The sequence below is a fragment of the Bacillus cereus group sp. RP29 genome, assembly GCF_040459765.1.
GTDB lineage: Bacteria > Bacillota > Bacilli > Bacillales > Bacillaceae_G > Bacillus_A > Bacillus_A paranthracis.
The window spans coordinates 24265-39799 of record NZ_JARVHN010000002.1 but is presented as its reverse complement, the minus strand read 5'-3'; the positions used below and the strand labels follow the sequence as shown (position 1 = coordinate 39799).

Below are 15535 nucleotides of genomic sequence, written 5' to 3'. Positions count from 1 at the left end.
ATGGGCATGTGGTGCTATCCAAAAGTCAAAATAAACAAAATAGAGGAACAAATGCAGTTTTATAAATCAATGTTTGTGTCCCTGGAGTTTCCTTTAATGTTAATATTAACTGATTTAAAAATAGCCCTTGTTACTATTAAATTCCTTCCAATGATTAAGGAAGGAATTTATAGTTCAATTATACATGTTCCTTTTGATTGTTTATATGCATATCGTATTTTGACCAAAACTATATGCAAATGAGGTGAAAAAATGCCCATTACGAATCGATTTTCTACCACTACTAACGGGGCACTTGCGATTACAGGGAACACACTAGGTTTAAGTAAAATTAGTAACCAAAACCGTGCTGGTACAATCGGGGCAATTGGTGCATTCGTAACTACGAATACCGCTTTACAAGTACCTACTTTTCCTGCTGGTACAACGTTAAACTATACACAAAATAGTTCTACCGCTGTATTAAATATCCCTGCTGGTAGTACGATTCTTTACGCAGAACTCGTTTGGGGTGGAAACTATTTATCTCGTGATCAAAACATTACGAGTGTATTAGGAAACCCTGTTTCTTTTACAACACCTGTTTCAACATACTCAATTAACCCTTCGGCTGTTACAGCTTCAAATCAAACTTTCGTTTCTGGATCTGTCACATTTGGATTCTATACACGATCTGCAGATGTAACATCTCTCGTTCAAGCTGCTGGATCTGGCTCTTATACAACTGGCTCTGTCCCTGGACTTGTTGATCCTTTAGATGCTTCTAATGGGGCTATCAATTCTTCTGGATGGACGCTCATTGTCGCTTATCAAAATGGGACATTGCCAGCAAGAAACTTAACCATTTATGTAGCGGGTAACCGTGTTTCTGCTGATACCGGTAGTGCAGATGTAGCTGTTTCAGGATTTTTAACACCTTCAGGGGGACCTGTAAGCGGACGATTATTTTTGAGTTCTACCGAAGGGGATGCTGATTTAATTGGGGATCAGGCTCTATTCGGACCAAATTTCAGTTCATTAAACGCTTTATCCGGACCAAATAATGCCATAAATAATTTCTTCGGTTCCCAAATTAATAATGCTGCAGGAAACTTAGATACAACAGGGACATTTGGAACGCGAAATCAAAGTGCTTCTTCAGGTACAAACATCTCTGCAGGAAGACAAGGCTGGGACATTACTTCCATTGATATTTCTCCCTATTTAACAAATTCTCAAGTATCTGCCGCAATCCGTTTAACAACTAACGGAGATGCATACATGTTAAATACAGTCGGCTTACAAATTAATATAAACTCACCTAATATACAAGCAACGAAAAGCGTGAATAAAAGTGTAGCTACAATTGGAGACATTCTCACTTATACAGTTACTATCCCTAATACCGGACTTCTTCCCGCCAATAACGTTATTTTGACAGACATTCTCCCTAATGGGACTTCCTTTATACCTGGCACTGTAACGGTAGATAACATACCACAAACAAATGCAAATCCTGCCGCTGGTATATCTCTTGGAACAATTAATAATGGTGCTTCTCGTACAGTAACTTTCCAAGCGACTGTCGTTTCTCTGCCAAATCCAAATCCGATTTCTAACACTGCTAATATTACATTTCAATATACACCAATCGCCGGTGGAACGACCTTTAACGGTCTTGCAACAAGCAACTCTGCTGGAACACAAGTTAACCTCGCAGATATTAATGGCACAAAATCAGTTAATAAACTTTTTACCGATATTGGTGAAACGCTAACTTACAGTATTGCCTTAGCTAATATAGGAAATATCGCTGCAACAAATGTTATATATACGGACCTGATTCCTAGCGGGACTACTTTCATTCCAGGGAGCGTAACTGTGAACGGAGTTATCCAAGCTGGCGCAAATCCCGCTACTGGTATATCAATTGGATCTATTGCTGCTAATTCTACGACTACGGTTTCATTTCAAGTATTCGTTCCTTCTATCCCGCAAACAAATCCAATATTAAATAGTGGTACAACAACTTATCAATACATTCCTGTGCCAAATCAACCGGCAGTAAGCGGGACTGATACGACGAATATTGTCTCCACTCAAGTGAATAATGCTACTGTAACAATGACGAAAGCAGTAGATAAAAATTTTGCAGATATTGGTGATACACTAACGTACACCGTTTCCTTTACAGGTACAGGTAATACGAATGCGAACAATGTTATTTTTACAGATGTCATTCCTACTGGAACAACTTTTGTTGTAAACAGTTTAACAATTGATGGCACGACACAAGTGGGCGCAAATCCCGCTAACGGTGTGAACATTGGATCCATCCCAACTGGTACAACAAAAAATGTTTCATTTCAAGTAGTAGTAAATACAATACCCGCGTCAAACGTCGTATCTAATGGATCAAGCGCTTCTTATCAATATACCGTCAACCCTAGCCAATCACCAGTTACAAAAAACATTTCTTCTAATCTCGTTTCCACTCAAATTAATAATGCGAATGTAACATTAACAAAATCAACTAACAAACAATTTGCCACAATTGGCGAAACGATAAGTTATACAATCCTTATTACAAACAGTGGAAATACAGCTGCAACGAACGTACAGCTAACAGATTCACTTCCAAATGGAACGATATTAACACCAGGTTCGGTAACACTCAACGGTGTTTTACAAAATGTAGATTCTCTCGTTTCCGTACCTATTGGTACAATACCCGGAGGAGCTACTTTCACCTTATCCTTTCAAGTAACAGTCATCAATATTACGACCCAAAATCCTATCATTAATAACGCCTTCGCTTCTTATCTATATACTGTAAATGCAAGTTTGCCACCGACTTCAAAAACAGCAAATTCTAATTCTGTTACATCAACAATTAGACTAGCAAATCTCCATGCTAATAAATCTGTAGATAAAACGTTTGCGGAAGTTGGTGATGTATTAACTTACACCTTTGCCCTTACTAACGATGGAAATGTTGCAGCGAACAATGTATTACTATCTGATTCAATTGCGAATGGAACCGCTTTTGTCCCAAACAGCGTTATAGTTAACAGTGTTACTCAGCCAGGCGTTACACCAGCTAGCATCAATATTGGTAGCATCAATGCTAATACTACGATTACAGCTTCATTCCAAGTATTAATCACTAGCATTCCAAACCCAAACCCTATTTCGAATAGTGCCTCCATTTCTTATAACTTTATTGTTGATCCAAACGCTTCGCCTGTAAGTAAGAACACTACTTCAACTACTACATTTACGCAAGTAAACGATGCAAATGTCATTTCAGCTAAAACAGTAGATAAAGGGTTCGCTACTGTAGGGGATGTATTAACTTATACCGTCGTTTTAACGAATGCAGGAAGTGTTTCTGCTGATAGTCCTACTTTCGTAGATACAAATCCAGACGGCACTACCTTTATCCAAAACACTTTCCTGATTAATGGTGTACTCCAAAATAACGCAGATCCAAATGTCGGTATTCCGTTACCTTCCATTCCTGCGAACGGTTCACTTACCGTCTCTTATCAAGTAACTGTCACCTCTTTACCAACACAAAATCCAACAATAAATTCATCTAGTACACAGTATAGTTTTATTTTAAATCCGGGCGATCCACCAACTATAGAAACATCTTTAAGTAATACTGTAAGTACACAAATTAATGTAGCAAATGTAGTTATTGTTAAACAGGTAGATTTAACTATTGCTGATGTTGGGCAACCAATCACATATACCATTGTCCTAGCTAACCCAGGAAATACTCCAGCGAATAATGTAGTTGTTACCGATATACTCCCTTCCGGCACAACTCTCGTACCAAATAGTACTTTTATAGGCGGTGCTTTACAGCTAGGTGCAGACCCAAGTACCGGTCTTCAAGTCGGGACAATTCCTGCTGGCGGATTTACAACGATTGTTTTTCAAATAAGCGCAAGTAGTTTGCCTACACAAAATCCAATTCAAAACAGTGCTGCACTGCAATATAACTTTATTGCTGACCCAAATTTACCTGCTGTTGTGAGAAATGCTACTAGTAATATAGTAACGACACAAATTAATACTGCTAATATTGTCGCTACGAAACTAACAAGTACAAATTTCGCTGATGTTGGCGATGTCATAACTTATGCAACAATTTTAACGAATAACGGCAATATCCCTGCCTCCAATGTAACGTTTACAGATATCATTCCAGCTGGTACCATCTTCCTTCCTAACACTGTAACGATTAACGGTGTCCCTATAGCTAATGCAAACCCTGCTAATGGCATTTTAATTGGTACAATAGGAGCGAATTCATCACGTACTGTCTCATTCCAAGTTTCTGTACCAACTATTCCTAGTCCAAATCCGATTACGAATCAATCGAGCACTACATTCCAATACATGTACGACGCATCCAAACCAATTGTAACGCAGATGGTGGCATCTAACACCGTACAGACAACTATTAATAACGCCTCAATTGCCGCTACTAAATCGGCAGATAAACAGTTTGCTAACGTAAATGATATTATTACCTACACGACTACTTTAACGAATAACGGGAACACACTTGCATCAAATGTAATATTTACAGATGTCATTCCAAACGGGACATCGTTTATTCCTAATAGTGTTACTGTAAACGGGAATACACTCCCTAATGTCAATCCAGCGAGCGGAATTGCAATTGATCCAATAAATCCGAATGCAAATACGACAATCTCATTTCAAGTACAAGTAAATTCTATCCCGAACCCGAATCCAATCCCGAACCAAAGCAATACAACGTACCAGTATGTCGTAGATCCTAACTTACCGCCAGTATCCACCAATACGTTAAGTAACGTAATAACAATTCAAATTAATAACGCTACTATTGTCGCTACTAAGTCTGTGAATACACCGACAGCTGCAATTGGTGATATCGTTACCTATACGATTGCAGTAACAAATACAGGTAATATCCCTGCTAGTGCAACTGTTTTAACAGATGGGTTTGGCGCAGGAGCTTCATTTATCCAAAACTCCGTAACTATCAATAATGTTCCACAACCAGGATTAGATCCTTCACTTGGTGTTCACTTGGCAGATATTTCGCCAGGAGATACTATATTCATTACTTTTCAAGCACAAATTTTAGCGATACCACCTAGTGGGACATTAACAAATAATGCTCTTGTAAATTATGAATATACCGTGAATCCAAACCAATCACCCGCTGTTGGTAGTACAGTTACGAATACGACGGTTACGCCAATTATTGATGCAACTCTTTCTATAAATAAAACTGTCAATTCAACATTTGCTACTATTGGAGATACACTGACTTTCACTGCTATCATTACTAATTCCGGTAATACTACCGCAAACAATGTTATTTTTACAGATGTAATTCCAAATGGTACATCATTTATTCCAAACAGTTTTACGGTAAATGGAACAACTATTCCTAATGCAAATCCACAAAATGGTATCAATATTGGCAACTTGAATGCAAATGCATCTGCTACACTCAGTTTTCAAGTAAACATTACATCACTCCCAAATCCGAATCCAATCCCAAACCAATCATCGCTTCAATATAGCTTTATTGTAGGTATAAATGAACCGCCAGTTTCACGAACAGTTCAATCTAATAAAACTTTTACACAAGTAAATACTGCTTCCGTTATCGCAACAAAAACTGCAAGCAGTGCATTTGCTGCTGTTGGAGATACAATTACGTATACAACTACCCTCACCAATAGCGGAAATACTACCGCAAACACACCTGTTTTTATCGATATATTACCACCTGAACTTTCATTCGTTCCTGATAGCGTACAAATTAATACCATCCCACAACTTGGATTTAGACCAGATAGCGGGATTTCTTTAGACTCAATTCCAGTTGGAGGAACGACAACCATTAGCTTTCAAGCTATCGTTGGCTCAATACCAGTTACAAATCCAACGTTGAACCAGTCTAGCACGACATACTCGATCATTGTTGATCCTACCCAGCCGCCGGTGACAGAAACAGCTACAAGTAATCCAACTTTAGTTCAAATTAACGAAGCGATTATTCAAGCAACGAAAAGTGTGGATCGACTATTTTCTGACGTAGCACCTGGAAATTCATTTTTAACGTATACTGTTTTATTGGAGAATATAGGAAACACAACTGCTACGAATATCATTTTTACAGATCCGATTCCAAATAATACAGTGTTTATAGCGGATAGCGTTCGAGTAGGCGGGGTTTTATTACCTGGGGTAAATCCAGCGAATGGGGTACCAATTGGGGATATTATTGCAGGAGATTTTACAAACATTACCTTCCGCGTGCAAGTAGTTAGCATTCCAAATCCAATTTTCACAATTGGACCTCGGGGGCCAAACTCACCAGTTGTAAATGGCGCTTCTATTGATTATCAATTTATGACAGGACCTAATTTACCACTCGTTTCAAGAAGTACGACATCCAATCCGGTTTCGACACAAATAAATTCCGGAGAAATTACACTTGTTAAATCTGTAGATAAAACTTTCGCAACAATTGGCGATACAATTTCTTATACGATTACATTAAGTAACCCTGGAAATGTTACTTCACAAAATATAATTTTCACAGATATTTTACCTGACGGAACGACATTCATATCTGGCACTCTTACAAACGATTCTGGTACACAGCAGATCGGAAATCCAGCTAACGGGATTCAGATTGGAAATATAAATCCAAACGGAACGGCTGTGATTACTCTCAACGTACTTGTTACAAATATTCCAAGTATAAATCCAATTTCTAATTCTAGTTCTGTACAATTTTCATATGTGGTCGACCCTAGCCAACCTTCCGTATCACAAATGAATGTATCTAATGCTGTTTCGACAACTATTAATAGTGCAATTTTAACAACCCAAAAAAGTGCTGATAAATCTATCGTTTCAGTTGGAGATATGATTACGTATACAACTACTATTACAAATACAGGAAATACAGCCGCTACGAATATTACTTTCACAAGCGCTATTCCAGCTAGCATTACCTTTATACCAAATTCATTCACGATAAATGGCGTTCAGCAGTCTGGTGCACAACCAGCACTGGGAGTAACTATACCAAATATCGCACCGGGTGAAACAGTAACTGTTACTTTCCAAGTAAATGTTATTTCTGTTCCCCCTTCAAATTCGATTATGGGTAATGACACAATTTTATATTCTTATACTGTCGATCCAAACGGAACTCCTATTACAACTTCTATTTCAACAAATATCGTTACAAACCCGGTACTAGATGCTATGATAACGATGGTGAAATCTGTAGATCAAACACTTGTAACACTAGGTGATACCATTACCTATACGACAATTTTAACGAATAGCGGTAATACAAACGCTACGAATATTACTTTCACTGACCTCATACCAGATGGTACGACGTTTATAACTGATAGCGTTACAATAGATGGCATCACACAAATCGGGCTCAACCCTAATACAGGTATTACAATTGGATTAATTGCTCCTAACAGCTCAATATCTATAGCATTTCAAGTGACCGCTACTTCTACCCCTGTTCAAAATCCTATTGCCAATTCCGCTACTGCTTCTTACACATTTATCGCTGATCCCAATGCACCTATTGTTTCAAGAAGTGCTACTTCAAACACAGTGTTTACTACGATTAATACAGCTAACATTCTTTCATTAAAACAAGTCGATAAATCCTTTAGTCATATTGGAGACACACTCACTTATACTGTCGTTTTAACAAACAATGGAAACTCATCCGCACAAAATGTTATATTTACAGATACCGTGCCAAGCGTCACTACATTTATTGCAAACACATTTTCTATTAATGGAGTTCCTCAAAGTGGGGCGGATCCATCGAACGGTGTGAATATTGGGACAATAACAGCCGGGACTACAGTAACAGTTTCGTTCCAAGTTACTGTAACATCATTACCAAACCAAAACCCAATTGTAAATTTCTCATCAACATCGTATCAATTAGTCTCACCACCTGATGCAGAAACTTCAATTAGTAATCCTGTTTCAACCCAAATTAACGAAGCAATATTGTCTATGACGAAAAATGAAAGTGTATCCTTTGCAGATATCGGGCAAACTGCTTTTTATACTACTTCTATTACCAATGTAGGCAATACCGATGCAACTAATATTGTATTCACAGATACATTACCAAGTGGACTCACATTTGTTCCTAACACATTAACGGTCGATGGCGTTTTACAACCGAATGCGAATCCAAATACAGGCGTATTACTTGCAACACTTCCACCAAATGAAATATATAGTATCGTCTTTCAAGTTACGGTGAACAGCATTCCACCTATTAATCCAGCACCGAATACAGCAGCAACGACATATGAGTTTATTGTTGATCCTGTTAACCCTCCAGTATCGAGTGCAGCTACTTCCAACACAACGCTTCTTCAAATAAACAACGCAACTATTATTAGCACAAAAACAGCAGATCTTACTTTCGCGGATATTGGTAATACAATAACATTTACACTTAACCTCCCTAATACCGGGAATACGGCTGCAACTGATGTAACTATTATCGATATTCTTGATAGTAATTTAAGTTTCGTTCCAAATAGTTTCACAGTTAATGGGCAAACCATTCCAAACGCTGATTTATCTACTGGTGTAAATATTGGTGCCATTAACGGCGGTAATGCAGCAATCGTCACATTCCAAGCAACTGTTACCACACTTCCTACACTTAATCCTATTTCTAATTCTGCTTCTATCACATATCATTATGTCGTTGATCCTAGCCAACCATCTATTACAACGTCCAATCAATCTAATACAACGACCATACAAATTAATAGTGCTATTCTTACTGCACAAAAAAATTCAAATGTATCTACGGTAGATATCGGGCAGGATATTACCTACACCGTTACAATTACAAATAGCGGCAATGTTAGTGCAACGAATGTTATTTTTACCGATCTTATTCCAGACGGAACTTCCTTTGAACCGAATAGCTTTACATTGAACGGAACTACCATTCCAAATGCAAATATTATTACAGGTGTTCCAATTGGTGATATTGCGCCAAACGAATCTGTCATTGTGGCATTTCATATTATTGCCAATGAAATTCCAGCTATAAATCCAATTACGAATCAAGCTAGCGTTAGCTTTCAACATATTGTTAATCCAGCTAATCCTCCAGTTTCAAAAAATATTACTTCTAACAACGTTACAACAAAAATTGAAAGTGCGATTTTAAATACGATTAAAATAGGAGATAAAACTTTTGCAACGATTGGTGATACGATTACGTATACAACTACGATTATGAATACAGGAAATATTCCAGCTAACAACGTTGTTTTCTCAGACCCTTTACCTTCATGGGCACAATTTGTTGCAGGATCAGTTGTTGTTGACGGTACTTCATTACCATCCGCTTCTATCACCAGCGGTATTGGCATAAATACAGTCAATCCAGATCAAACTGTAACAATCATATTCCAAGTTCAAATTGTAAGCAATCCAACAACATTCACTCCTGAACTCCAAAACTTAGCATTTGTGAACTTCCAATATAACGTAGGCAATGCATTACAAGCTCAGCCTGGCAACGTGGAAACGAACGTCTTTGTTACTTCTATTAATACAGCAATACTTTTAGCTGTAAAAACTGCTAGTACAGCCTTTGCGAATATTGGAGACACAATCACTTATACAGTTTTAATTCAAAATAGCGGCAATACAAACGCTACGAATGTAAATTTCTCAGACCTCATTCCAGGAGGAACGACCTTTGTTGAAAATAGTTTTGCTGTAAATGGAAGTACCATTCCAGGTGCCAATCCTAATAACGGAGTGAATATCGGAACCGTTAACGCGAGTAGTTCCTTAACCGTTACTTTCCAAGTCATAGTTACATCTACTCCACCTTCAAACCCAATTACAAACGTTGCATCTATTCAATACGCATTCATCGTTGACCCGGCAGCTCCTCCGATTATAGGCACAATAACTTCTAATAGTGCTTCCACACAAATTAATAACGCGACTGTTACAACTGTTTTAGAAGCAAATCGTACAATCGTATCTATCGGAGATATCATTACGTATACAGCAACATTAACGAATACTGGAAACTTCCCTGCAAATTCTGTATTACTCATTAACGGAGTTCCTGAAGGAGCATTATTTGTTCCAAATAGTGTCACGCTTAACGGGATTTCACTTCCAGATGCAAGTCCAACTCTCGGTATTCCAGTTGGTATTATCGCACCAGGTGATTCCGCTACGATTACGTTCCAATTTCTTGCAAGTTCTATTCCACCGCAAGGAGCGATTATAAATCAAGCACTTACAAGTTACACGTATATTGTCGACCCAAGTCAACCTCCAGTTACAGCAACATCTTCATCTAATACGGTTAATACAGCTGTCGTTGATGCATCACTATCTGTAATTAAAAATACAGATTCCCTCGTACAGTCTACTGACGGTACAATCACTTACACTGTAGTCGTTCAAAATAACGGGAATACAACTGCAAATACAGTTACTTTAACAGATTTGGTCCCAGAGGGAACTGCATTTATTCCGGATAGTGTGACCATTAATGGTGTTTCAGCTCCAGGTACTGATCCAAACGTAGGGATCTCATTAAACTCCATTGCACCTTCGGAAATCGTCACCGTCACATTCCAAGTTATCGTTCAATCCATTCCAAGCGTGAATCCAATTTCTAATATAGCTCGTATTGACTATACTTTTATCGCTGATCCAACTGCTCCTATCATCTCTCGAACAATTACGTCTAATCCAGCTTTCACACAAATTTCGGATGCGAATGTTCTTTCTTTAAAAGCAGTCAATGCACAACAAGCAACAACAGGTGATATTTTGACCTATACGATAACGCTAGAAAATACCGGAAATATTCCAGCTACGAATCTCATATTTTCAGATACGCTTCCAGAAGGGACTACATTCGTAGACAATAGTTTTACACTTAACGGAACAACTATACTTGGTGCCAATCCAAATGTAGGTGTTACTTTGCCTAACCTAGCAGCAAACGCTACTCACCTTATTTCGTTCCAAATTCTTATTAACGATCCGTTCTCACAACAATTGATTACAAATCAATCTAATACAACATATACAATTCAACCAGACCCAGGGCAACCGCCTATTACTGAAACATCTACAAGTAATATTGTCATTACAAATTTCGTGCAAGCACAATTGACAGTTACAAAAACGTCCAATCCAATAACTGTAGATATTGGTGGAACGATACTTTATATTTCTGAAGTGAAAAATACCGGAAATGTTGACGCAATAAATATTACTTTTACAGATTCTATTCCAGCTGGGACTACATTCGTTCCAGACAGTGTCACAATTAACGGTGTCCTTCAGCCTGATGCAAATCCTGAAAACGGAATACCAATTGGAACAATTCCACCAAATAGTTCCAAAACAATACTATTTCAAGTACAAACAAATAATCCACCTACTGAAACCGAAATTGTAAATCAATCATCTGTAAATTACCAATATGTAAGTATTCCTACAGCTCCACCAGTGAATCGCTCTGCAAATTCTAATATCGTTACAACATCACTTCAAAATGCAAATATTATTTCTGTTAAGCAGGCAGATGTTACTTTCGTATCCATCGGGCAAAATATTACCTACACAAATACACTACAAAATATAGGAACTGTTCCGGCTAACAATACATTGTTCATTGACAATATTCCAGAAGGTACGATATTCATTGAAGATAGCTTATCAATAAATAATGTCATTCAGCCTGGTGCGAACCCTGAAAATGGAATAACTCTTGGCACGATACAACCAGATGAAACAGTCACTATTTCATTCCAAGTACAACTTACAAGTATACCTCCTGGCAATACAGTCATTAACATTTCAGACACTTCGTATGAATACCAAATTGACCCTAGTTCTCCGATTATTCAGCGTAGATCGTTATCAAATGCAGTAAATACTGAAGTGCGGACAGCAAATGTTAGTGCAATTAAATCTGCTAACAGATCTATTACACGTATCGGTCAAATCATCACCTATACAGTCGCAGTTACAAACGCTGGTACAGTACCTATTACAAATACTCTCCTCATTGACGCCATTGCTGCTGGCACCACATTCGTTCCAAATAGCATCCTTGTAGATGGCATACCAAGACCTAACGAAAATCCAATTACCGGAATCACCCTTGATATTATCCTTCCAAACAATACAATTATCGTTACATTCCAAGTAAATGTAGTCTCTGCACCTTCTCAAAATAACATTAATAATATCGCCGTCATCCACTATGAGTATCAGCCAGACCCAAGCTTGCCACCAATTTCAGAAACGACATCTTCCAATACTACAAATATACAATTTATTGATGCCATTCTTATCGCTACAAAATCCGCTAATACAGTATTAGCTACTATTGATGAAACCATTGAATATACAGTACTCATTCAAAATAATGGATCTACTACAACTAACTCCATCTTTTTTACAGATATTATAGAGGATGGAACTGTATTTATTCCGGGAAGTGTAACAGTTAACAACACTGTACTTCCTGCAGCAGATCCAAATATCGGCTTTTCTATTCCTAATATCGCATCAGGTCAATTGACAACAATAACATTCCAAGTTTCCGTTACAAATTTACCTGCTGTAAACCCAACACCTAATACTGCAAACATCGTCTACGACTTTATTTTCAACCCTGATTTTGCACCAATTCAAAAATCGACTACTTCCAACACTACTTTCGTTCAAATTAATGATGCTGATATCGTTTCACTTAAAACCGTTGATTTAACTTCTGTAACAATTGGTGACATTTTAACTTATACAACAACTTTAACGAATACAGGGAATACAGATGCCACTGCTGTTGTATTTACAGACAATATTCCTATTGGAACAACCTTTATAGACGGTAGCGTTTTAGTAAATAATATTCCTCAGCTTAACGCGAATCCAAGTACTGGTATACTTGTAGGAACGATTGCTCCTAACACTTCTATCCCAGTCACATTTTCCGTTACTGTGGTATCTCTTCCAGCTGCTAGTGGTCGTATTCAAAATCAATCCACTTCTCGTTATACAATTAATAGCGAAGAACAAATATCAACTAGTAATATTACCTTCACTGAAGTTATTTCTGCTAATATAATTGCAACAAAAACAACGCCTATCCAATACGCTGACCTACAAACGATTATCCCTTACACTATTTCCATCACAAACAATGGGAATATACAAGTGGAAAATATTATCGTTACAGATATCATCCCAGCAAATACGAGCTTTATAGAGAATAGTGTTATTGTGAATGGAAGCGCTCGTCCAAATGATAATCCACTTAGCGGGATACAACTTGATAACATTCCGCCTAATACGACAGCAACTATTCTATTCCAAGTACGGGTTACTTCAATTCCGCAAACAAATCCAATCTCTAATACGAGTACAATTGAATACCAATACACGTTACCAAACCAGCCGCCTATTACCGAAACTATTATTTCATCAGCTGCCGTAACAACAATTAATCATGCGACTTTGAATAGTAATAAAACTGTTGACCTTGCATTTGCAACGGTTGGTGATGCGTTAACGTATACGATTACACTAAATCAAACCGGTAATGTTGCAGTAAATGATGTAATCATTCAAGATATGATTCCTCAAGGTACTACGTTTATAGAAAATAGCGTCATTGTAAACGGAGAAACTCTTCCAGGAGTGAATCCAGTAAGCGGCATACCAATTGGTACTATAATTGTAGATGGAGATGCTATCGTTTCATTCCAAGTAACTGTGACTACTATTCCAACACCAAATGAACTAAACAACAACGCAATTACTACTTTTAACTATATAGTCAACCCAAATAACGTACCCGTTACAAATACGACTACAACAAATACCGTCACAACTACTGTCCAAAATGATAATGTCATTGCCATAAAATCTGTTGATGTAACGAATGCCTTACCTGCTCAAACTTTAACGTATACAATTACGATTATGAATAGCGGTAATGTAACGATTGAAGACCTTCTTGTTATAGACACCATACCAATAGATACGACTTTTGTTGCTGGTAGTGTTACGATTAACGGAATCAATCAGCCTAATGAGAATCCGGAAAATGGTATTACGTTAGGAAATCTTGCTCCTAATGACTCTGTCATTATTACGTTCCAAGTGACAATATCTTCTTCTACTCTTCAACCTACAATTAATAACGATGCTACTGTTTCCTATACCGTTATCATTGATCCAGATGAACCACCTATTACAATTACAAAGCAAACAAATACCGTTACAACAACATTAATCGAGCCAATAATTAACATTGAGAAAACAGCAGACAAATCTATCGTCGTTATAGGAGATGTTATTACATTCACATTAGAGGTATTTAATGATTCCACAATTCCGACAATTAGTACTTCTGTTATAGACACAATTCCAGCTGGTACAACATTTATAGAAAACAGCGTAACTATTAACGGTACTTCGGTTCCAAATGTTCGTCCAGACACTGGTATTAATATTGGTTCTTTATCTGCAGGTACAGTAGCAACTATAACATTTCAAGTCCTCGTAACTTCTATTCCTTCAAACAGTACAATTATAAATTCTGCAACAGTTACCGCTGCTTTTCAATTGACACCACAGGATCCAATTATTACTTTCATTGTTAATTCAAATATTGTTCGTATACCAGTTCAATTTATAACTACAACAGTCACGAAAAATGCTTCCGTCAGCTCAGCTTATTTAAATCAATATTTTGATTACACGGTACGCATTACAAATACTTCCAAAATTTCACTCTCAAATATTTCGTTACAAGATACTATTCCAGCAGGTTTACAATTTATAAACGGCACTGTCTTTATTAACGGTGAACGCTCTCCACTAGCGAATCCGAATATCGGTTTCCTAGTTGCCACTAATTTAGAGCCAAACGAAACAATTATCGTGTTATTCACAGTACAAGTAATAAGTCCACCTGTTAATAATGAGTTTAAAAATACGGCCAATATTTCGTTACAACTTCAAGTCTCGCCTACCGATCCACCAATTACAGTAACCGTTACAAGTAACGAGAACATCGTCACCTTTGTTCCAGAAAATCCAGATGAAACACTTCCAAATTTAAATTGCTTCTTTGACGGTGAACGCTTCATTCGCATTACTCCTCGAAATATAAGAAATTACCTTTGGGCTTGGATTTGGTGGCAGTAATTAAATAAAAAATAAAAAGCTTGTAATTTGGATGTTATCCAAATTACAAGCTTTTTTGACATGGTACCTCTAGTTACTTAATCTATTTCAAACCTCTGATAAAAAATTATTCAGTCAATTTTTTAGTTGAAAAGAAAATATTAAGAAAAGTAAAAGGTGAAATTGGAAGAAAAGTGTAAAAGCTTGTTCACTTATATAATTTATGTAAGAAATACAGGTAATGTATATGAAGCAATCGAAGTTATGA

Annotated in this window: 1 protein-coding gene; it reads left to right on the top strand. The window is 37.3% G+C overall.

Annotation, left to right across the window (positions count from 1 at the left end; genetic code table 11):
* Positions 1–252: 252 nt before the first annotated feature.
* A complete protein-coding gene (locus QCI47_RS28410; protein ID WP_353812023.1) occupies positions 253–15288 on the top strand; it encodes a DUF7507 domain-containing protein in 15036 nt (5011 codons plus the stop codon).
* The last annotated feature ends 247 nt before the right edge of the window (positions 15289–15535 follow it).

Coding starts and splice junctions, on each gene's coding strand:
- QCI47_RS28410 (WP_353812023.1), top strand. CDS start 253: ATGCCCATTACGAATCGATTTTCTACCACTACTAACGGGGCACTTGCG.